At 65.4% G+C, this 20,931-nt stretch carries 23 protein-coding genes; 14 read left to right on the top strand and 9 right to left on the bottom strand.

Going from position 1 to position 20,931, the window contains the following annotated elements; translation table 11 throughout:
• Positions 1-21: 21 nt before the first annotated feature.
• Positions 22-1,221, top strand: a complete 1,200-nt coding sequence (purT, locus tag BB28_RS05765) for a formate-dependent phosphoribosylglycinamide formyltransferase (protein ID WP_046252799.1) — start codon at positions 22-24, stop codon at positions 1,219-1,221.
• Positions 1,222-1,269: 48 nt separating this feature from the next.
• On the opposite strand, the gene BB28_RS05760 is transcribed toward purT, so the two are convergent.
• Positions 1,270-2,121 carry a Bax inhibitor-1/YccA family protein gene (locus BB28_RS05760; protein WP_046252798.1) on the bottom strand — a complete coding sequence of 284 codons (852 nt, stop codon included), beginning with the start codon at positions 2,119-2,121 and terminating at the stop codon, positions 1,270-1,272.
• A 314-nt stretch (positions 2,122-2,435) separates the two neighbouring features.
• Between BB28_RS05760 and BB28_RS05755 the strand changes: the two genes are divergently transcribed.
• From BB28_RS05755 to BB28_RS05730, 6 genes are read left to right on the top strand one after another with little or no spacing between them, the layout of a single operon-like run.
• The gene (locus tag BB28_RS05755) at positions 2,436-3,941 is read left to right on the top strand and encodes a CoA-acylating methylmalonate-semialdehyde dehydrogenase (RefSeq protein ID WP_046252797.1); all 1,506 of its coding nucleotides are present in this window, start codon (positions 2,436-2,438) and stop codon (positions 3,939-3,941) included.
• Between the two features lie 11 nt (positions 3,942-3,952).
• A complete protein-coding gene (locus tag BB28_RS05750) occupies positions 3,953-5,101 on the top strand; it encodes an isobutyryl-CoA dehydrogenase (protein WP_046252796.1) in 1,149 nt (382 codons plus the stop codon).
• Positions 5,098-6,129: an enoyl-CoA hydratase/isomerase family protein gene (locus tag BB28_RS05745; RefSeq protein ID WP_046252795.1), complete on the top strand. Its 1,032-nt coding sequence runs from the start codon at positions 5,098-5,100 to the stop codon at positions 6,127-6,129. The genes BB28_RS05750 and BB28_RS05745 overlap by 4 nt, the downstream gene beginning before the upstream one ends.
• Positions 6,126-7,007 carry a 3-hydroxyisobutyrate dehydrogenase gene (mmsB, locus tag BB28_RS05740; RefSeq protein WP_046255568.1) on the top strand — a complete coding sequence of 294 codons (882 nt, stop codon included), beginning with the start codon at positions 6,126-6,128 and terminating at the stop codon, positions 7,005-7,007. Before BB28_RS05745 ends, mmsB begins: the two co-directional genes overlap by 4 nt.
• Positions 7,004-7,777 (top strand): enoyl-CoA hydratase, encoded by a 774-nt coding sequence (locus BB28_RS05735; protein ID WP_046252794.1) that lies wholly within the window; start codon positions 7,004-7,006, stop codon positions 7,775-7,777. Before mmsB ends, BB28_RS05735 begins: the two co-directional genes overlap by 4 nt.
• A gap of 15 nt (positions 7,778-7,792) precedes the next feature.
• A complete protein-coding gene (locus BB28_RS05730) occupies positions 7,793-8,290 on the top strand; it encodes a MarR family winged helix-turn-helix transcriptional regulator (protein ID WP_030094637.1) in 498 nt (165 codons plus the stop codon).
• Between the two features lie 37 nt (positions 8,291-8,327).
• On the opposite strand, the gene BB28_RS05725 is transcribed toward BB28_RS05730, so the two are convergent.
• Both BB28_RS05725 and BB28_RS05720 read right to left on the bottom strand, forming a co-directional pair.
• Positions 8,328-8,696, bottom strand: coding sequence for a rhodanese-like domain-containing protein (locus BB28_RS05725; protein ID WP_046252793.1), 369 nt, complete (start codon positions 8,694-8,696; stop codon positions 8,328-8,330).
• The gene (locus tag BB28_RS05720) at positions 8,693-9,253 is read right to left on the bottom strand and encodes a cysteine dioxygenase (RefSeq protein WP_046252792.1); all 561 of its coding nucleotides are present in this window, start codon (positions 9,251-9,253) and stop codon (positions 8,693-8,695) included. The genes BB28_RS05725 and BB28_RS05720 overlap by 4 nt, the downstream gene beginning before the upstream one ends.
• 145 nt (positions 9,254-9,398) lie before the next feature.
• On the opposite strand from BB28_RS05720, the gene BB28_RS24970 reads away from it, so the two are divergent.
• The 4 genes from BB28_RS24970 (at position 9,399) to BB28_RS25695 (ending at position 11,847) form a co-directional block, all read left to right on the top strand.
• Complete coding sequence (locus tag BB28_RS24970) at positions 9,399-9,869, top strand: lipoprotein LpqV (protein WP_109550640.1); 471 nt, start codon at positions 9,399-9,401, stop codon at positions 9,867-9,869.
• 177 nt (positions 9,870-10,046) lie between these two features.
• Positions 10,047-10,634 carry a hypothetical protein gene (locus BB28_RS05710; RefSeq protein WP_030094633.1) on the top strand — a complete coding sequence of 196 codons (588 nt, stop codon included), beginning with the start codon at positions 10,047-10,049 and terminating at the stop codon, positions 10,632-10,634.
• Positions 10,627-11,103, top strand: a complete 477-nt coding sequence (locus BB28_RS05705; protein WP_030094632.1) for a hypothetical protein — start codon at positions 10,627-10,629, stop codon at positions 11,101-11,103. Before BB28_RS05710 ends, BB28_RS05705 begins: the two co-directional genes overlap by 8 nt.
• Before the next feature lie 129 nt (positions 11,104-11,232).
• On the top strand, positions 11,233-11,847 hold the full coding sequence (locus BB28_RS25695; protein ID WP_101312662.1) for an LGFP repeat-containing protein: 615 nt from the start codon (positions 11,233-11,235) through the stop codon (positions 11,845-11,847).
• A 30-nt stretch (positions 11,848-11,877) separates the two neighbouring features.
• On the opposite strand, the gene BB28_RS05695 is transcribed toward BB28_RS25695, so the two are convergent.
• Positions 11,878-12,252: a hypothetical protein gene (locus tag BB28_RS05695; protein WP_046252791.1), complete on the bottom strand. Its 375-nt coding sequence runs from the start codon at positions 12,250-12,252 to the stop codon at positions 11,878-11,880.
• Positions 12,253-12,296: 44 nt separating this feature from the next.
• Positions 12,297-12,686: a VOC family protein gene (locus BB28_RS05690; protein WP_052740114.1), complete on the bottom strand. Its 390-nt coding sequence runs from the start codon at positions 12,684-12,686 to the stop codon at positions 12,297-12,299.
• A gap of 30 nt (positions 12,687-12,716) precedes the next feature.
• Here BB28_RS05690 and BB28_RS24960 point away from each other — a divergent pair, with 30 nt between their 5' ends.
• Positions 12,717-13,397: a DUF3060 domain-containing protein gene (locus BB28_RS24960; RefSeq protein ID WP_075874228.1), complete on the top strand. Its 681-nt coding sequence runs from the start codon at positions 12,717-12,719 to the stop codon at positions 13,395-13,397.
• A 2-nt stretch (positions 13,398-13,399) separates the two neighbouring features.
• Here the strand turns inward: BB28_RS24960 and BB28_RS05680 are convergent, their stop codons facing one another.
• Positions 13,400-14,722: an acetyl-CoA hydrolase/transferase family protein gene (locus BB28_RS05680; protein ID WP_046255564.1), complete on the bottom strand. Its 1,323-nt coding sequence runs from the start codon at positions 14,720-14,722 to the stop codon at positions 13,400-13,402.
• Positions 14,723-14,927: 205 nt separating this feature from the next.
• Between BB28_RS05680 and BB28_RS05675 the strand changes: the two genes are divergently transcribed.
• Positions 14,928-15,626: an ABC transporter ATP-binding protein gene (locus BB28_RS05675; RefSeq protein WP_046255563.1), complete on the top strand. Its 699-nt coding sequence runs from the start codon at positions 14,928-14,930 to the stop codon at positions 15,624-15,626.
• A 128-nt stretch (positions 15,627-15,754) separates the two neighbouring features.
• Positions 15,755-18,154, top strand: coding sequence for an FtsX-like permease family protein (locus BB28_RS05670; protein ID WP_225422037.1), 2,400 nt, complete (start codon positions 15,755-15,757; stop codon positions 18,152-18,154).
• A gap of 15 nt (positions 18,155-18,169) precedes the next feature.
• On the opposite strand, the gene BB28_RS05665 is transcribed toward BB28_RS05670, so the two are convergent.
• Genes BB28_RS05665 through BB28_RS05655 form a run of 3 tightly spaced genes read right to left on the bottom strand, consistent with a single transcriptional unit; the run spans position 18,170 to position 20,585 of the window.
• Entirely contained in the window at positions 18,170-18,793 is a 624-nt protein-coding gene (locus tag BB28_RS05665; RefSeq protein WP_052740112.1) for a class I SAM-dependent methyltransferase, read from the bottom strand.
• The gene (locus tag BB28_RS05660; RefSeq protein WP_046255561.1) at positions 18,790-19,362 is read right to left on the bottom strand and encodes a DUF4389 domain-containing protein; all 573 of its coding nucleotides are present in this window, start codon (positions 19,360-19,362) and stop codon (positions 18,790-18,792) included. The genes BB28_RS05665 and BB28_RS05660 overlap by 4 nt, the downstream gene beginning before the upstream one ends.
• A gap of 17 nt (positions 19,363-19,379) precedes the next feature.
• Entirely contained in the window at positions 19,380-20,585 is a 1,206-nt protein-coding gene (locus BB28_RS05655) for an FAD-dependent oxidoreductase (RefSeq protein WP_046252788.1), read from the bottom strand.
• Positions 20,586-20,931 lie beyond the last annotated feature (346 nt).

Raw genomic sequence — 20,931 nt, 5'->3', positions numbered from 1 at the left:
TGCTACTAAAGTTCAGTCGCGATGACCACTATCGGAACTCCCCTGTCACCGCGCGCGACGCGGGTCATGCTGCTCGGCGCCGGCGAGCTCGGCCGTGAGGTGCTGATCGCCCTGCAACGCCTGGGCGTCGAGACCATTGCCGTCGACCGCTACGAGAACGCCCCCGGGCACCAGATCGCTCACCACGCGCGCGTCATCTCGATGACCGACCCCGAGCAGCTGCGCACCCTGATCGAGGCGGAGAAGCCCGATCTGGTGGTCCCCGAGATCGAGGCGATCGCCACCGCCACCCTGGAAGCCCTGGAGGCCGAGGGCACGGTACGGGTAATCCCCACCGCCCGCGCTGCCCGGCTCACCATGGACCGCGAGGGCATCCGGCGCCTGGCCGCCGAGACACTCGGATTACCCACCAGCCCTTACCAATTCTGCGACTCACTGGCCGAGCTGCAGGCCGCGATCGACGGCGGTATCGGGTACCCGTGCGTCGTCAAGCCGCTGATGAGCAGCTCCGGCAAGGGGCAGAGCAAGCTCGACGGACCGGCCGATGTCGAGAAGGCCTGGGATTACGCGATGGCGGGCAGCCGGGTAACCAACAACCGCGTGATCGTCGAGGGATTCGTCGACTTCGATTATGAGATCACGCAGTTGACGGTCAGGGCGCTGGGAGACAGCGGAGAGATCGAGACCAGCTTCTGCGCGCCGATCGGGCACCGGCAGGCCAACGGTGACTACGTCGAGAGCTGGCAGCCGCACCCCATGTCGGATGAAGCCCTGCGGAGTGCACAGCACATCGCACGTGCTGTCACCGAAAACCTGGGTGGGCAGGGAATTTTCGGCGTCGAACTGTTCGTCAAGGGCGACCAGGTGTACTTCAGCGAAGTGAGCCCCCGCCCGCACGACACGGGCATGGTCACCATGATCACGCAGTGGCAGAACGAGTTCGAACTGCACGCGCGCGCCATCCTCGGGCTTCCCGTCGACACGTCGTTGAAGACCCCGGGTGCCAGCGCGGTGATCTATGGCGGGGTCGACGCGGAAGGTGTCGTGTTCGATGGGCTCGAGGCCGCCCTGGCCGTGCCGCGCACCGATCTGCGGTTGTTCGGGAAGCCGGAGAGTTTCGTCACCCGCCGTATGGGAGTGGCCCTGGCCTACGACCCGGACGTGGAGACCGCGCGGCGCAATGCCGCCGAGGCCGCGGGCAGGGTCCGCGTTTCTCAGTGACATGAAAAAGGGCGCCCCGCGAACGGGGCGCCCTTTTGTTGTCGACAACTAGTCGTTCTGGAAGTAGCTCAGCAGTCGCAGGATCTCGACGTACAGCCAGACCAGGGTGACGGCCAGCCCCAGGGCGATACCCCAGGCGGCCTTCTCAGGCGCACCGGCGCGCACCAGCTGATCGGCCGCGTCGAAGTCGACCAGGAAGCTGAACGCGGCAATGCCGATGCAGACCAGCGAGAAGATGATCGCGATCGGGCCACCGCTGCGCAGACCCATGTCGATACCGAAGAAGCCGAGCACCAGGTTGCCCAGCGCCAGCACCAGCACACCGACCAGGCCGGCCAGCAGCATCCGCTGGAACTTGGGCGTCACGCGAATGGCGCCGGAGCGGTACACGAACAACATGCCGATGAACACACCGACGGTGCCGAGGACTGCCTGACCGATCAGCGCACCCGCGCTGGCCCCTCCGACACCCACGCTGGCCGGGATGACAAACGAAATGGCACCCACGAAGAGGCCCTCGAGCGCCGCGTAGCTCAGCACGATCGCCGGGTTGTCCTGCTTACGCCCGAAGCTGGCGATCATCACCATGATGAAACCGCCGATGCCACCGACCGCGAGGAACGGCAGCGCCAGCCCGGTGTTGGAGCTGATCAAGAAGAACGCGGCCGCGGCGACGGCGACGATCACGCCGAGGGTGATACCGGTCTTGGTCACCACATCGTCGATGGTCAGTGGCCGGGATACGCCGGCCTGTGCCTCCGGGTACGCGGTGTAGGGGTCCTGCCGCAGCTGCTGGGCCGCCATGGCACCGGCACCTGCAGCGCCCGACCCGAACTGCGCATAGCCGCCACCCTCTTTTCCGGGCAGCGACCGAAGAATGGGATTGCTGGTGGTTCGCACCGTCGTGATCCTCTCCTGGAAGTGCGGTGCCGCGATATGCGGCCTCCGCGGATGACGTCAAACAAGTCAACTGGACGTTTAACGAGCAGGCAAGTGCAAGAGTTCCATGCTTACGCCACAGGTTCCCGAACTGTCCGGCCACGTCGTGGCCTCACAGTACCGCTCGCGGCCTGCCGCTGTGGCAAATCCCTGTGAGATCCCTGTGAACAACAGGATTTTTAGCTGGAAGTCCTACTAGACATTACATGGATGTCCAACTAGATTCAGAAGTGCCGACCTCCCGGATATCCAACCGTTTCCCAAGGGGCTACACCATGAGTTCGTTACCGCAACTGTCACATTTCGTCGCCGGTAAGCACGTCCCCGGCACCTCCGGCCGCTATGCCGACGTCTACGACCCGACGTTGGGCAAGCCGGTACGGCAGGTGCCGTTGGCAGACGTTTCCGAAGTCGAGGCGGCCATCACGAACGCCGCCGAAGCTCAGCCCGGCTGGGCCGCCCGCAACCCTCAGCAACGCGCTCGTGTGCTCGCCAAGTTCGTCGACCTGGTTCGCGCGGAGATCGACGACCTGGCCACCATGCTGTCTCAGGAGCACGGCAAGACACACGCCGACGCCAAGGGCGATATCGAACGCGGGCTCGAGGTCTGCGAATTCGCCACCGGCATCCCCCACCTCATCAAGGGCGAGTACACCAGCGGCGCGGGCACGGGTATCGACGTGTACTCCATCCGCCAGCCCCTGGGCGTGGTCGCGGGCATCACCCCGTTCAACTTCCCCGCCATGATTCCGCTCTGGAAGGCCGGGCCCGCACTGGCGTGTGGAAACGCCTTCGTGCTCAAGCCCTCCGAACGCGACCCGTCGGTGCCGCTGCGCCTTGCCGAGCTGTTCCTCGAAGCAGGACTGCCGGCCGGCGTCTTCAACGTCGTCAACGGTGACAAGACCGCCGTCGACGCGCTGCTGCACGATCCGCGCATCGCCGCCGTCGGCTTCGTCGGATCGACCCCGATCGCGCAGTACATCTACGAGACCGCCACCGCGAACGGCAAACGCGCCCAATGCTTTGGCGGCGCCAAGAACCACATGATCATCATGCCGGACGCCGATATCGACCAGGCCATTGATGCGCTCATCGGTGCGGGATACGGCTCGGCCGGCGAGCGCTGTATGGCGATCTCGGTCGCGGTACCTGTCGGTGAGTCCACCGCCGAACGGCTCGTCGACGGCCTGACCAAGCGCGCCCGCGAGCTGGTGGTCGGACCGTCCCTGGACGAAGGCGTCGACTTCGGCCCGCTGGTGGGCGCTGACGCCCTCAAGAGGGTGCGCGACTACATCGATATCGGCATCGCCGAGGGAGCCGAGCTGGTCCTGGACGGCCGCGATCTGACCGTGTCCGGACATGAGGATGGATTCTTCATCGGCGCATCACTTTTTGACCACGTGACACCCGACATGCGTATCTACAAAGAAGAGATCTTCGGGCCGGTGGTATCGGTGGTGCGCGCCAAGGATTACGACGAGGCCGTGCGCCTGCCGTCCGAGCATGAGTTCGGTAATGGTGTCGCGATCTTCACCCGCGACGGCGACACCGCACGCGACTTCTGCGCCAAGGTCAACACCGGAATGGTGGGCGTGAATGTGCCGATTCCGGTTCCGGTGGCGTACCACACGTTTGGTGGCTGGAAGCGATCCGGATTCGGCGACCTCAACCAGCACGGGCCCGACTCGATCCGGTTCTACACCAAGACCAAGACGGTGACCCAGCGTTGGCCCTCGGGCACCAAGGAAGGCGCTTCCTTCGTCATTCCCACCATGGACTGAGTGGACTGTCCATGTTCAATCTCACCGACGAGCAGCGCGAAATCTGGAATACAGCACGGGAATTCGCCGACATCCACATCGCGCCGCACGCCCTGGAATGGGACCGCGACAAGTACTTCCCGGTCGAGGTGTTCCCGAAGGCCGCGGCACTGGGCATGGGTGGCATCTACATCAACCCCGATGTCGGGGGCTCCGGGCTCACCCGCCTGGATGCCTCGTTGATCTTCGAGGCGATGGCCACCGGGTGCTCCGCCGTCTCGGCGTTCATCTCCATCCACAACATGGCCGCCTGGATGATCGACGAGTTCGGCGACGAGGAGCAGCGCCAACGATGGCTGCCCTCGATGTGCACCATGGAGACGATCGGGGCCTATTGCCTTACCGAGCCCGAATGCGGCAGCGACGCATCGGCCTTGCGAACCAGCGCGGTTCGCGACGGTGACGAGTACGTGCTCAACGGGGTCAAACAGTTCATCTCGGGCGCGGGAGCGGCGGATCTCTACGTGGTGATGGCGCGCACCGGTGGCCCCGGCCCACGGGGCATCTCGACCATCGTGGTGCCCAAGGACGCGCCGGGACTGTCCTTCGGGCCGCCCGAACGCAAGATGGGCTGGCACGCCCAGCCCACCGCGCAGGTCGTCTTCGAGGATGTCCGGGTGCCGGTGGGCAACCGGATCGGTGAGGAAGGCATCGGATTCACCATCGCGATGCGCGGCCTCAACGGCGGACGGCTCAACATCGCGTCCTGCTCACTCGGGGGTGCCCGATCCGCACTGGAGAAGGTCATCGAGTACCTGCGCACCCGCAAGGCATTCGGTGACGAGCTGATCAAGTTCCAGGCGCTGCAGTTCAGGCTGGCGGATATGGCCACCGAGCTGGAATCCGCCCGCACCATGGTCTGGCGTGCGGCCTCGGCGGTGCACGAGGGCGATCCGCGTGCGGCCGAGCTGTGTGCCATGGCCAAACGCATCGCCACTGACGTAGGTTTCACGGTGGCCAACGAGGCGTTGCAGCTACACGGCGGCTACGGCTACCTGGCCGAGTACGGCATCGAGAAGATCGTCCGCGACCTACGGGTGCACCAGATTCTGGAAGGAACCAACGAGATCATGCGAGTCATCGTGTCCCGCAAGCTTATCCAGGAAGGGCTTCCGGCGTGACGGATCAGATCCAGACGCGGGTCGAAAAGGGCGTCGGTCTGCTGACGCTCAACCGCCCCAAGGCCATCAACTCACTGACCAACGACATGATCACCGCGATGTCGGTGGCCCTGTCCGAGTGGGAGGCCGACGACGACATCCGCGCCGTGGTGCTCGCCGGCGCCGGGGAACGTGGCCTGTGTGCCGGGGGCGATGTGGTGGAGATCCACGACAGCGCCAAGATCGACGGCGTGGTGGCCCGCCGCTTCTTCCGCGAGGAGTACCAACTCAACGCGCAGGTCGGCCGGTTCCCGAAACCGTATGTGGCGCTGATGGATGGCATCGTGATGGGTGGCGGCGTCGGAGTGGCCGGACATGCCAACACCCGCATCGTCACCGACACCTCCAAGGTCGGCATGCCCGAGGTGGGCATCGGATTCATCCCGGATGTGGGCGGAACCTATCTGCTTTCCCGCGCCCCGGGACAGCTGGGACTGCACGCCGCACTGACCGGCGCCCCCTTCTCCGGTGCCGACGCCATCGCGCTGGGATTCGCCGACCATTACGTGCCCCATGACCGGCTTGAGAAGTTCGTCAAGGCCATCATCGACAGCGATATCGCCACCGCACTCACAGTGCACGGTGCCATCGCTCCGTCGAGTGACCTTTTGGCCCAACGCAGTTGGATCGACGAGTGCTACGCCGCAGACACCGTCGCCGATATCGTGGCCGCACTGCAGGCCTACGGCGACGAACGTGCCCACGCGGCCGCCGATCAGATCCTGACCCGCTCCCCCATCGCCTTGTCGGTAACGCTCGCAGCAGTGCGGCGGGCACGCGAACTGCCCTCGCTGGAAGCAGTTCTCACGCAGGAGTACCGGGTGTCCAGCCAGTCGGTGAGCTCCCACGACCTGGTCGAGGGCATCAGGGCGCAGCTGGTCGACAAGGACCGCAACCCGCAGTGGAATCCGAAGACACTCGCCGAGGTCACCGCGGCCGATGTCGAGGCCTTCTTCCAGCCGGTCAACGACGATCTGGAGTGGTCGTGACGAACATTGCCTTTATCGGCTTGGGCCACATGGGGTTACCGATGGCGGTCAACCTCACGAAGGCCGGGCACACCGTGACCGCCTTCGACCTGTCCGAGCAGGCACGTGCTGCCGCCACCGAGGCCGGCGTGCCGCTGGCGGAATCGGGCGCGGCAGCAGCGGCGGCCGCCGACGTGGTGATCACCATGTTGCCCAAGGGTGAGCATGTGCTCGCCGCGTACCAGGAACTGCTGCCCGCAGCGCGTCCGGGCACGCTGTTCATCGACTCCTCCACCGTCGATGTGGCCGACGCCCGCGCCGCACATGATGCGGCGACGGCGGCGGGGCATCGCTTCGCCGACGCACCGGTTTCCGGCGGTGTGCCCGGGGCCACCGCGGCGACGTTGACGTTCATGGTGGGCGGCGATGATGCGGTCTTCGCCGACGCAGAACCGATTCTGGGGGCCATGGGCAAGCGCATCGTGCACTGCGGCAGTCCCGGTGTGGGGCAGGCCGCGAAGATCTGCAACAACATGATCCTCGGGGTGTCGATGATCGCGATCAGCGAGGCGTTCGCACTGGGCGAGAAGCTCGGTCTGAGCCATCAGGCGCTTTTCGATGTCGCCGCCAACGCCTCGGGCCAGTGCTGGGCTCTGACGTCGAACTGTCCGGTGCCCGGCCCGGTGCCCGCCAGCCCCGCCAATCGCGACTACACACCCGGCTTTGCGGTCGCGCTGATGGCCAAGGACCTGGGGCTGGCCGCCAATGCGGTGCGCACCAACGGCGTTGATGCACAGCTCGGTCTCGCGGCCGCCCACATCTACGACGACTTCAATACCTCGGGCGGCTCGGGCCTAGACTTCTCGGCGATCTTCACGCGAATTCAAGGAGCGTCATGACTTTCGAAACCATCCTCACCGAGCGGATCGACCGCGTCGCTGTCATCACCCTGAACCGGCCCAAAGCGCTCAACGCGCTGAACTCACAGGTGATGAATGAGGTCACCACCGCCGCAGCGGAATTCGACGCCGATCAGGGCATCGGGGCGATCATCATCACCGGTAGCGAGAAGGCGTTCGCGGCGGGTGCCGATATCAAGGAGATGGCCGACCAGTCGTTCAGCGATATGTTCGGCTCCGACTTCTTCGCCGCCTGGGGCAAGTTGGGTGCGATACGGACTCCGACGATCGCCGCGGTGAGCGGATACGCCCTCGGCGGTGGCTGTGAGCTGGCCATGATGTGCGACCTGATCATCGCCGCCGAGAACGCCAAGTTCGGGCAGCCCGAGATCAAGCTGGGCGTGCTGCCCGGCATGGGCGGGTCGCAGCGGCTCACCCGTGCCATCGGCAAGGCGAAGGCCATGGACATGATCCTCACCGGGCGCAACATGGATGCCGCCGAGGCCGAGCGCAGTGGTCTGGTGTCACGCGTGGTCGCCACCGAGAGCCTGCTCGACGAGGCCAAGGCCGTCGCGAAGACCATCTCCGAGATGTCCCTATCGGCCTCGATGATGGCCAAGGAAGCCGTCAACCGGGCCTTCGAGTCCAGCCTCGCCGAGGGATTGCTGTTCGAGCGCAGGCTCTTCCACTCGGCATTCGGCACCGCCGACCAGTCAGAGGGCATGGCCGCGTTCGTCGAGAAGCGCCCCGCCAACTTCAGTCACCGGTAAAGATTCGCCGGAACCATGACTCTGCCGTTCGATCCCGTCGACGATGCCCATCGCCATTGGGTCGAGAACGGCTGGGGTGAGGTCGCCGACGGGATGGCCGCCGTCACGTCGGTGATGCGTGCGCACCAGATCATGCTGGCGCGGGTCGAAGATGTGTTGCGCCCGCACGGTTTGACCTTTTCGCGTTACGAGCTGCTGATGCTGCTCTCGTTCAGCCGGGCGGGCTCCATGCCGATGGCCAAAGCCAGTGCGCGGCTTCAGGTTCACCCCACCTCGGTAACCAACACGGTGGACCGGCTGGAGGAGGCGGGGCTGGTGCGCCGGGTGCCCAACCCCGCCGACGGCCGCGGCACGCTGGTGGAGATCACCGATGCCGGCCGCGATCTTGGTTCAGTGGCGACCACCGACCTGAACGCCAAGGTGTTCGCACAGATCGGGCTGTCACCCTCACGCACCCGCACACTGGTGTCGGTGCTCACGCACCTGCGGCGCGACGCGGGCGACTTCGGCTAAAGCCAGACGTCCTGGACCTCGCGCACGTGGTGCCCGCCTAGATCAGGATGCCCTTGTCCTTGAGGGCCTTGTATCCGCCGATGACGTCGGTAGCCCGGTACAGGCCGATCTCCTGCAGCGAGGCCGCGGCCAGGCTGGAGGTGTAGCCCTCCTGGCACAGGATGACCCACTCGATGTCGTGATTGCCCGCCTCAGGAATGCGGGCGTCGCTCTCGGGGTCCAGCCGCCATTCCAGGACGTTGCGCTCGATGACGAAGGCGTTGACCACTTCGCCCTCTTGCGCGCGTTGTGCGGCCGGGCGAATGTCGACCAGGAACGCGCCGCGGCCCAGCGCGGTGGGAACCTCGTCGGCAGGCAGGCGCCGCAGCCGGCCACGCGCGGTGGCCAGCAGATCGTGCACCGTCATGCCGCCGGTCCTTCGGGCTCGTCGGTGAGGATGGTGCGGCTGCGCCGCAACGTCTTGGCCTGGGTCACTTCGTAATACGACATCGCAGTCAGCGGCGGCGAGTACGCGTGCACGCTCAACGTAGGTCCGGTGGCGATGCGCACGGGAGCCTCAGGTGCGCGCATCACATCGTGCACCCAGCCCAGCGGGAATCCCGCTTGATCGCCCGCGTCGAGCCGGCGGCGCACCAGTTGGCTTCCGTCCCAGCGATACTCATGCAGCGAGCCGTTGAGCACGGTCAGCGCGCCGAGCGAGCCGCAGTGGTCGTGCAACTCGGTGGACTTGTCGGGCACCCAGCTGATCAGCCAGACATCGAGCTCGTCGTCGGCGTGAATACGGGTGGCCCAGCGCTCGTCGACCGGAAGGCCGCCCTCGGGCAGCAGATGGTCGAAGCGACCGTGCAGGGCGTCGTCGGCGCCCTCATCGGTGATGCGGAGCAGATCCGGCAGGCGCAGGCGGGTGGGCGAGGATCCGGCGGAGACAGGGCGGCGCAGATCCAGGACAGATGCAGTGGTCATGAAGGCTCAAATCGATGGCAGGGGCAGGGATGGTGGCGGCTAGCCGCAACACCACCCCTGAAAACCCCTGTGTCCCATCACAGCTGAAATGGTACCGGCGTTTTCCTGCGCTTTTGCCCCCAGGGCAAAAGCTCTGAGTGAGTAAATGTTGCCGCTGGTAGGCACTTGCTACTTTGGAGTGGTGACCGTCCCAATCCGCATCGCCGCGACCCTGATGGCCCTCTGTGTCCCGTTGATCGGTGCGGCATGCACGTCGAAATCCGACGAGAAGGCGGCTCCCAACCCGGCCGGCGCCTCCACCACCCCGATCGAGGCACCGGCGGCACAGCCTCCGGCCTCCGGCTCGGGGATGTCGCCAGCGGGCGTCACAACGTCCGTGGACGCCGCACCCAGTTCCCTGGAAGAGGAGTACTACCAGGCCTGCCGTGCGGCCGCCGACTGGATGACCGGGAAGCAGGATGGCCCCACCCAGCTCGTGGAGGGCTATCTGCAGTCCATCCAGACCACTGGGAACGTCGGCCCCGGGACATTTCACAAGTCCTGGCACGAGCTGCCCGCGGACCGGCAAGCTGCGGTGATCGTGGCGACGAACGCCGCCGCCGCGCAACAGTGCTAAGAACTGCCCGATAGGGCCCCTATCGATACCCCTTGCGATTCAACAATATTCGGAGAAATCCGACGCGATCGCAACACTCAGCAAACATCGAGTAATGCACGTAACCTCACCTTGGATGAAGCTGTACACGGTGTTAGCATGCTCCGGTCAGTGCTCATGGGGTCACGGATGCAATGAATGTGTCCACTCACCGAACGGACGGTAACGACGTTGGCAAATTCAGATCAGCTTCCCCCGAAGCCCACGCTGGTTCATTGGACGATCGTCGGAGCGGCGGTTGTCGCAACCATCGTCGCGGCGGTTGTCGGCTTCACGGCGGGCGACACCGAACTCGTCCGATTCGTCCAGGGCATCGTCACACCGCTGCTTGCCCTCGTCTCCGGGATCTTGATTGCCGATCTGTATCACCGCATTCAGCAGAGCAACAAGCTTGATCGCAATGTCGGGCAGTCGGCGTACGCCACGATGGTGACCCTGCAAGGCATGATCGACGTGGACAAGCACCTTGCGACCGCATCGAACGACCTCAACGAGGGCAACAAGCAGTCCGCCTCCAGCGCGCTGAACCTCGCGCTGACCATCAGCCGCCTGACTTTGCGCCACGCCTTCCAGGCCCTGCGCGAGTCGGAGAACGTCTCAAGCGCCGCGGTGGCCAAGGCCAAGACCGATTTCGCGACGGCCGAGACCGCCGGGCAGCCGGAGCGGCAAAAGATCGAGACCGCGTCGCGCCCCAACAACTACACCGTCGGCGTGGGCAATGCCTGAAGAGACGAAACCAGCGGAGCAATCGGCTGGTGAACTGGAGCCGGAGCCCGTTGACCCGATCATCGGGAAGGTCGCCGATATCGTCGACCGCTACTCGGTGCTGGTCAACAAGGGCGACGAGGCCGGTGTCGAGGTCGGGATGATCTTCTCGGTCATCGGGGCCACCGGGACCGCGGTACGCGACCCGGAAACCGGCGATGACCTGGGCACCCTGCCCATCGAAAAGGCGCGCATCCGGGTCACCGAGGTGTACTCGAAGTTTTGCCAGGCCGAGACCTACCGCATCACCGAACCCGCAGTCGCCGGTCTGATCAGCGACATCCTGCAGGAACAGTGGCCGGGGACCACCGATGAGTTCGGCCGTGAGCAGTTCCAGCTCAACGTCGTGCCCACCCCCACGGTTCCGGATGCGACCGAGGTACACATCGTCGTCGGCGACTACGTCTGCGAGCTGACACCGGTTTCGTAGTTTTTCGCGTAATTTCGGTGCATTTTCGTGCGTTCAACGCGCCTTTTTCCACCGAAATCGCCCGATGACCAATTGGTGAACATCGAAAAACTCACCTATTGGTCCGGTTTACATTGTTACGTTCGGTTCATGGATACCAATCTGATGAAACGAGCAGCAGGCGCGGTTTCCATCGTCGCCATGTCAGCAGCAGTCGTCGTCGCGTGTTCTCAAGATGACAAAAACGCCGCCAAGGAGTCGCTGTCGAGCGCGACCAGTGCGGCATCCTCGGCCATCAGCGCTGGTGGTAGCGCCGCATCGAGTGCCGCTTCGTCGGCCAGCAGTGCGGTGTCCTCCGTCGTGGCCGGGGCTCCCTCCACCGTCAATGTGCCGGGTGTCGGCGATGTGACGCTGGAGCCGCCGGTTGCCGAGGCGTACACCAAGGCCGGTGGAGAAGCCAAGCTCGGCTTGCCGACCGGGCAGCCCGAGAAGGTGGGCGACGGCACGGTGCAGGCCTTCGCCAAGGGCACGATCTTCAGCTCGCCGTCCACCGGTGCGCATCTGGTTCAGGGCGAAATCCTGAAGGTGTACACCGAGCAGGGCGGCGCGGGCGGCACGCTCGGCTTCCCCACCGCCGACGAGGCGGAGACGGCCGGCGGACCCGATGTCGCCAAGGGCGGCTGGATCGGCGAATTCCAGAAGGGCACCATCACCTGGCTGAACCAGGGCGACGGGACCTTCAAGGAGACCGTCACCCCGAAGTAGCGATTGGCTGCCGCGGCAGGCGCTGAGCGGTTAGCGCCTGTCGCGGAACCAGTGCGGGTTTTCTGCCGGTGACCATCCCGGCAAGGTGAGATCAGGCCATGGCGGCCGGCGGATCAGGGCTGTCAGTCCCAATACCGCCGCGACCATTCCGGTGAGTATGCCCAGGGTCGAGGCCCGATCGGCGTTAAAAGCAGGCTGCCATTGAGCATTCCCGTCCTTGACGACGAAGACTCCTAATGGTCTCGCACGCGTTTCCAGGGCTTCACCGTCGGCGCCGCGGCCCCGGCTGCGCACCTTGGCAACCGTGATGACCAGGGTGCCGTCGGCTGTCGTGTACGGCTCGCCGTACACGATGGACTTGCCGCCGTCGGTGACGAGCCCTTCAAATGAGGTTGGCAATCGCATGCCTCATTGTCATCGCTCGGCGCCCCAATGGCGAGAGCTTCTTTTCAGGCTTCCGCACCCGAGAACAACAGCAGGTTCCCGTCGGGGTCTTTCACGATGAAGGTGACGCTGCCCCACTCCTCGGTCTGCAGGGGCTGATGGAAGGCCACACCCGCCGCCTGGTACTCGTCATGCAAGGGGCCCAGCTTGTAGGTCGTGAGTATGGCGGAAAGCGGATCATGTTCCGTGGCAAGGAAATTGCCGTCATAGACCGGGCCAACGACCTTGCGTAGGTTCAGGCTCCCCCCTCCCCGGCGCACCTGGCCGTAGAACGGCGGCTCGCCGTAGGTGAAGGCCACCTCGAATCCGAGCGTGTCGACGTAGAAGCCGATGGCGCGTTCGAAGTCGGTGACGAACAGTTGTGGTTCGGCAGCGACAATCTCGGAGGAACCCATAGTCAAAACGCTACCGCCGCGGTGGCCCCTATGTGGGACTATCTGTGGGTGGAGCCGGACGGTGACCCCGAAGCCCGAATCCGAGAGCTGGAACGCTCCCTGAACGAGACCGCGCGGACCTCGGAACTGGGTGTCACGAAACCGAACCCGTATCCGTACCCGCCGACGGCGTCGAGCCCGTATCCACCCCCGCCGGTCTACGGAACGCCCTATCCGCCCCGGCCGCCTGTCCGCAGATTTCGCCGGCGATTGATCGTCTTCTTCGCCCTGATCACGGCCGGAGTTGCCGGATTGGTCTTCTACGCCGCCAAACCCACACTGCCCCAGCATGTGCGCACGGGTCCGACATCCTCACTGCCCGTCAGGTCAACTCTCGTGCCACCTGCCACGCGTACCCGCGCGACTCCTTCGTCGACCGCGCCCGCGGGTCCCACCTTCGTGCCCGCGGGTGCGACCTTCAGCGTCTCCGGTACGCATAAGCAGGTCGCGGTCAACTGCGACGGCTGTCTGGTCAACGTCAGCGGAGTGTCCAATACCGTTGAAATCATGGGCAATTGCGACACCCTGACGGTGTCCGGTGTCGAGAACGCGGTGCACCTGGAAACAGCCCGCAAGATCGGCGTCTCGGGCTTCGACAACAAGGTCACCTATTACTCCGGGGAACCGGAAGTCTCCAAGTCCGGTAACAACAACACCGTCGAGCAGGGTTGAGCTCAGCTGACCGGTGAGCGGCCATTCGACGCACGCTCAGCAGCCGCCAACAGGTCATCCCGGAACTGCGGGTGGGCGATGGATGCCAGCGCCTCTCCGCGCTCACGGACCGTTCTGCCTTCCAGCTCTGCGGCGCCGTACTCGGTGATGATCACGTCGACCTGGTGACGTGGCGTGGTGATGACGGCACCCGGACCGAACCACGGCACGATGCGTGACTGCAGCACACCATCCTTTTCAAAGGTTGAGGGCAGGCAGATCAGTGAACGGTCCGACAGCTCCAGCCCGGCCCCGGCCACGAAGTCCTCGGCGCCACCGATCCCGCTGAACTGCCCTCCGTTGATGGTGTCGGCGACAACCTGCCCCTGGATGTCGATTGAGAGCGCACCGTTGATCGAGATCATGTCGTTGTTGGCGCCGATAACCTCTGGCGCGTTGACAATCTCGACCGGCAGGAACGCGACATCGGAGTTGTTGTCCAGCCACTCGTACAGCTGCGGTGATCCGAAGGCGAAGGTCGTCACGCTGACGCCGCCGTACTGTCCCTTGCCGGTGTTGGTGACCTTGCCGGCGCGGTGTAGTCGCATACAGCCGTCGGTAAACATCTCGCTGTGCAGGCCGTAGCCCCCGCCGTCACCTTCGGCCAACAAAGCCGCAATCTGGTTGGGAATGGCGCCGATTCCGGTTTGCAGTGTCGCTCCCGGACCGATGAAGCCCACCGCGTACTGCGCGATCGCCCGATCGATATCCGACGGCTCCGCATCACCCCCGGGCAGCGCCAGTGGTGCATCCGTCGAGCGCACCAAGATGTCGATCTCGTCGATATGCAGCGCGTGGCGATGATCCTCCCCAAACCCGTAGGTGCGCGGATATCCTTCCGAGACTTCGGCAATGAGCAGTCGCTCCGGATCGGCGCCCGCGCGGTGCAACTCGCCAATGGTCCCGCCCGCGTGTAGCGACAGGGAACACCAGCCGTCGGCATCCGGTGGCGCCGCGACGGTCGTCATCACCCGCGGCGACTGGCGCTCAAGTAATGGCCCGAACCGGCGGAAGTCCGCGGCGGCGAATTCGATATCGGCACCCATGTCCCGCAGCGCACGTTCGAGCGGGCCGAAAAAGCCCGACAGGTAGTGCACACCCGGCCGCGAGAACAGCTCGGTGCCGACCGCCAGCAGCGCACCGTACACCCGCAGATCTGTCCAGTCCGTGCGCACGCCGAGAGCGCGCAGGAAGGCCGGTGGCTGGCCGGGGCCCAGAGGGATTCCCAGCGTATCGGCGGGGTTCAACAGTGCAGCGGCCTGTTCGGCGGTGAGCTCCTGCGGCATGGCACCCATCTTGCATGAACCAGTGGCCGGTGCTCGACCAATGGGTTGCGGGGCTCACCGAAGAACCTCGCATAAGCCCATATGTGGCGAGAGCGCCGGGAGTAGGCTCCGCATATCCCGACCGCGCCTCCGCGCGCCGGGTAACCCGGTCTCACGGGAGGCCACCTTGAGACAACTGGACAACGCCGATACGCCCCAGCGCGAACTGGCCATCGAACTGCGCAATGTAGTGCGCCAGTACAGGGTTGGCGGGCAGACGGTGCGCGCGCTCAACGAGATCAGCCTGCGATTGTCCGGCGGCCAGTTCGTCTCGATCGTCGGTCCGTCGGGGGCCGGGAAAAGCACACTGCTACATCTGCTCGGGGCGTTGGACTCCCCCGACTCGGGATCGATCACCTTCGACGGTGAGGAGATCGGCAGGCTCCGCGACGAGCAACAGTCGGAGTTCCGTCACCATCGGGTCGGGTTCGTCTTTCAGTTCTTCAACCTGCTGCCCACGCTCTCGGCGTGGGAGAACGTGGCGGTGCCCAGGCTGCTCGACGGCGTCCGCCTCGGCAAGGTCAAAGCGGAGGCGGTTCGGCTGCTGGACCGGGTCGGCCTCGGTAAGCGGACCGAACACCGCCCGGCCGAACTGTCCGGCGGCGAGATGCAACGCGTCGCGGTGGCACGGGCCATGATGATGGACCCACCGCTGATCCTTGCCGACGAACCGACCGGAAACCTGGATTCCCATACGGGCACCGCCATCCTGGCGCTGCTCGCCGAGGTCGCCCACGAGGAGGGCTCCGGCCGTCTGGTGGTGATGGTCACCCACAACGCCGACGCCGCCGCGGCAACCGATCGGGTCATCACGCTGCAGGACGGTCGGCTCGGTTCCGACGAGATGTCGGTGGCGCCAGGGTGAGTGGCCGCGGACGCGAGGAGCAGCACGGCCCCGGAGCCACCATCGCCGCCGCAGCGAGCCGGCTACGTGTGTTCAGCCTGCGCGAATTGACTGTGCATCGTCGCCGCACAGTCGCCTCGGTTGCCGTAATGGCGGTTTCCGCAATGTATCTCGTGGCGATATTCGGAATCTTCGGGTCGATCACCGGATCGGTCAACCGGCTGGCGGACGGAGTCGCCGGAGTCGCCGCACTCGAGGTATCGGGTATCACCGATGCGGGGTTCCCCGAGGCGGTGCTGGCCGATGTCGCCAAGGTTCCCGGAGTCGCGGCTGCGGCACCGATGATCCGGATGTCCGCGCCCACCGATACCGAACCGGTTCTGCTGTTCGGCGCCGATGACCGCAGCGCCGCGCTGGAAGGTGCCTTGAAAGATGCTGTCGGCGTGAAGGTTGACGCACCGTCGCGGACGGCCGCCGGTGTCCAGATCGGGCCGTCCGTCGGCCATACGAGGGGCGATACGTTCCGGCTCGGCTCGGGTTCGGTCACCGTGGCCGAGGTGCTCCAGGGCAAGCAACTCGCGGATCTCAACGGCGGGCACTATGTGCTCGCCCCACTGCCGTTGGCGCAGGAGGTCACCGGGCGGCAAGGTCAGCTCGATTCGATTCTGGTCACCACAACACCGGGCGCGAATCTAGCCACCGTTCGGGACGGGGTCACCGCCGCCGTGAACGGCCGGGCGATCGTCGCTGATCCGAGCCTGCGGGCGGTGCGGGCTGGCGACGGCGTCAAGCTCATGAACTACATGGCCCTGATGGGCGCGGCGGTCGCGTTGGTGGTCGGCGCGTTCCTGATCTACACGACGATGACCATGGCGATCGCCCAACGCCGCCCGGTCATCTCGATGCTGCGCGCCATCGGCGGGCGCCGCGTCACGATCATTCGCGACATGCTCGCCGAGGCCGCGATCCTCGGGCTGATCGGCGGCGCCATCGGCTCGGCTCTCGGAATTCTGCTGGGCCGAAAGGCGATTGGCCGTTTGCCGCCGACGGTAACCCAAGGGCTCGAAGCCCGCATCGAGTACTGGTTGCCCGACTACGCGATCCCGGCTGCCGTCGCCGCGACGGTACTGACCAGTGTGGCCGCGTCTGCGATGGCCGCCCGGCAGGTGTACAAGGTGTCACCGATCGAGGCGCTGGCACCCGTCGGGGTTTCCGTGGCCGACAACGTGCCGCGTTGGCTGCGTGTCGCCAGCGGAGTCGTGGCGGCGGCGGTGTTGGCAGCATCGATGCTGACCGTGCTCTACCAACCGGGGTCGCTCGCCTTCGTCGCGATCGCAGCACTGTTCGTCGCCGAGATCGCGCTGGGTTTCGCGCTGGCCGGACTCATCGTCGGTGCGACAGCCACCGTGGCCCGAGTGTTCGGTTCACCCGGGGCGCTGGCGGCGCCGACGGTCCAGCGCGCACCGCGGCGGGTGTGGGCCACGGTCATGACCGTGCTGATCGCCGTAGTCACCACCGTGGTGATCACCGGGACGAACAACGACATGATCCGATCCGCACGCGCCATCTTCGCGCCGGTCGCCGATGTCGATGTCTGGGTGAGCGCGAACTCACCCGACCGCTACCCCACTGACGTTCTGCCACAGGGTCTTACCGAGAAGGTGGCGGCGGTGCCGGGTGTCGCGAACGTCGTCGAAGGTGCCTCCGGATTTGCCGTCATCGGCGGCACCCGCGTGATGCTCGACGGGTTCTCCCCTGGCACACGCGATCCGCTTTTCCGTGCGCTCGACGATCGGGTACGTCAGGACGTACTCGCCGGCCGGGGCGTGGTGCTCTCACAGAACCTGGGCAAGACTCTCGACGTCCGGGTGGGCGACGAGCTGGAGCTGCAAACGCCCCACGGTCCACAGCGCACGCCCGTGCTGGCACTGGTTCCCTATTTCTCGACGGTCATCGGCACCGTCGGAATGAGCCTGGAACGCATGCGGGCATGGTTTGACCGCCCGGGCACGACGACACTGCAAGTCACCGCCGTCGAGAGCACAGATCCGGGACGGCTACTGGCCGCCGTACGCGGTGCGGTGCCCGCACCGAACTATGTGTACGACGGCCGCGCCGCGTTGGCCGGTCTGGAAGCCCCGCTACACCAAAGCATGCTGATCGCTAACGCCGTGTGGATCATCGTGGTGTTCGTCGCCGCGGTCGCACTGCTCAACACACTGACGCTCTCGGTGCTCGAACGTCGCCGGGAGATCGGTGTGCTGCGGGCGATGGGATCGAGCCGCCGATACACGTTGGGCATGGTTCTTGCCGAGGCCGCGGCCATTGGGGCCGTGGGCGGTGTCGCGGGGCTGCTGATTGGTGTCATTGATCAGTGGCTGTTCAGCCTCGTCAGCGGCAGCGTCATGAACTTCGACGTCACCTTCCGGCCGAGCCCGATGGCGGTGGCCTTCACCGTGGGCGCGCTGGCGATCAGCCTGCTGGGCTCGGTCCCACCCGCACGCCGCGCCGCTCGGCTCAACATCATCGAGGCCATCAGCGTCGAATAACGATGTCGAATAGCGCTATTCGACTACGGTGGCGACGCCTTGCAGGTGAGGCGTGCACGGCGGCGGCACCAGGGTTCTTCGAACACTGCGCAGGCCGCTGGTATCGAATCCGGCCGCGGCAATCGCTTCGACGGTCCGGCGGTTGGGCTCGCACCCGGAGGCAAGCCACGACCATGGCTTGGCGATCAGATCCTGGAACCGCCCCATCACGCCGTCCCCACGGACATGCTCAAGAACCACCAACCGGCCTCCCGGGGCGAGCACCCGCCGGATCTCGCCGAGGGTTGCCGCCACATCGTCGACCGAGCACAACACCAGCCCGACATGTACCGAGTCGAAACTGTTGTCCGGGAAGGGTATCGCCTCCCCGACCCCCTCCACGATGTCGACCTCCACGCCACAGCGGCGTGCCAGGGCGCCAGCCATCCGACGCATAGCCGCCTCCGGTTCGACCGCCGCGACCGATGTCACCGCGGGCGGCAGAAACATGAGGTCGGTTCCCGGGCCGAGGCCCACGACGAGCAACCGGCCGGTCGCAAGACTCATCGCCGCCCGCCGGTATCGGCGATAGAACAGCCGGTCGAATATCGGCATACCGAGCCCATATATATACGGGAACAACGGATTACGTTGCTTCACGTGCCACCACCGCCCAAGTCCATCCGGAATGGCGGGTATTCGTCGCACATCAACGACACGTACGCGGCCACCCGGTAACGCCACCGCACGATTCCCATGAGGAGGTCGAACATGCCTTGCGACACCGTGCCTCTCACCAACAACCGCACCGCGGAAATGACGGCCAGCACCTGCAGCAGTGGCTCCATGGCCCAGCAGATGATGATCTGCGGCAGTGCCAGCAATACCTTCACCAGCACTGCCCAATGGGTGAGGTGCTCTGGATAGTCGACATCGAGTTCGCCGGGATAGTCGGGCCGCGCGGCGAGCGTGAAAGGCGGATACCTATCGGTGCTGTTCATCGGAAACCGGTAGTTCATCACCCGCCAGGACCACCGCAGCACTCCGACGTTGACGTCGAAGATGATTCGCGGATATCGGCCGGTGAACAAGATCGCGATACCGGCGACGACGGTCAGCACCGGATACATCAGATACAGGAAGATCAAGATGGGGTAGTGCGGCACGGCCAACACGCACCATTTGACGAGAAAGAGCCAGCGCGAGGGCGCGTCGATCGCGCCTCGCACACGGACGGCGTCGGACATCACGGACGGCAGGCGGTGTCGGCGGCATGGTCCCGGCTGATGTCAGCGGCCATCCGGCGATGACTCACCGACTGCAGGAACGTCGCCAGTGCCCACGTCATGAAACGGTCCGAGACCATCGCCGCCGTTCTCAGCACGGCCTCACCGTGCGAAACCTGAAGCGAGGCAACCCGGGACACGGCGGCGGCGCGGCGGCGCCGGGTCTTCTCATACCAGCGCAGCGCCTCGGGCAGATCGGTGTTATTGCCGCGCTGGAACTCCGAAACCGCCCTACACAACACCATCGTGTCGAGCAGTGCCTGGTTGGCGCCCTGCGCAAGCGTGGGCGGCATGGTGTGGGCCGCATCGCCGAGCAGCGTCAGCACTCCATGGCCCGGCCGGGGAATCGGATGGCGGAAATGCGGATAGGGCGAATGGGCCAGATCATCATTGGTGAGCGTGGCGAGTACGCGATCGACGGGCCCGGACCACCCGGCGAACGTGGACCGGATCATGTCGATCGGGCGTTCGGGTCTGACAAAGCCGGACGACCAGGGCAGGTCGAACCACCACTGCACATCGGAACCTCCGGCAGGCCACAGACCGAGGCTTGCATGCTCGCCGATGACGACGAAGGCGACCTGCTCATCGGTGCCGTTCGGGAGGGTCGTCAACCCCTGCCAGCTGCACCATCCGGTCGGCTCCGCCTGGTCTGCGCCGACGACATCGCGAACGAGCGAATGCCTGCCATCGGCGCCAATCACCAGATCTCCCTCGGCCACGCTGCCGTCCGCGAACTCGACCCGCGCGCCGTTACGTCCACCCATCACGGAAACGGCCCGGGCATTACACCGGATACGTTCCGCCGGAAAACCTTTCAGCAGCCGCTCAAGTAGGACATAACGCGGGACCATCCGAATCGGCTCGCCCAGCCGGTCGGCGATCGAGGCCACGTCCAAGGTGGCCAGAGAGTGGCCCGTCGACGTCATGACCCGCACCGTGGACAGCTGCTGGCCGGCCCTGTCCATGTCCACGCCCAGCTGCCGCAGCACCGTGGCGCCATTGGACCAGATGGTCACCGCACCGCCACCGGCGTGCACATCCGGACGCTGCTCGTAGACGGTGACGTCATGGCCGTCGCGCAATAGTCCCCGCGCGATGGAGATACCGCCGACACCGGCGCCAACTACCAGGACCCGCAACGACGGCGCGTGCGCTGCTGGCATCAGCTTCGTGGGTCGGCTCGTGAGCCGTTTTGGCTCCACGGCTCAATGTATGACTGCGGCGAGCGCGCTGTACACGGAATCGAACGGAGGAGGCCGCCAGTAGTACGGCAAGTGCAGGAACGTCCAGCAAGGCCTTCCCCACAAGTGCAGCGACGCCTTCGGTCTAGACCGCCGATAGTGTGAAAGTCGCGTGTCAATCGCCTCGAGAGACGGCACAGTTAATGAGATGTAGTCGTTGACTCAACGGCTTCCCCCGTTTGTTTTCGGGTGCTAGTTCCGGTCCTACTGCCTGGACCTATGGGACCAATGCGCATCATCGAGCAGCAATACAAGCAATCCCTTGCAA

The organism is Mycobacteroides chelonae CCUG 47445 (assembly GCF_001632805.1).
Classification (GTDB): Bacteria; Actinomycetota; Actinomycetes; order Mycobacteriales; family Mycobacteriaceae; genus Mycobacterium; species Mycobacterium chelonae.
Note: the sequence above shows the minus strand (reverse complement) of the source record. Positions and strands in the feature narration are given on the sequence as shown.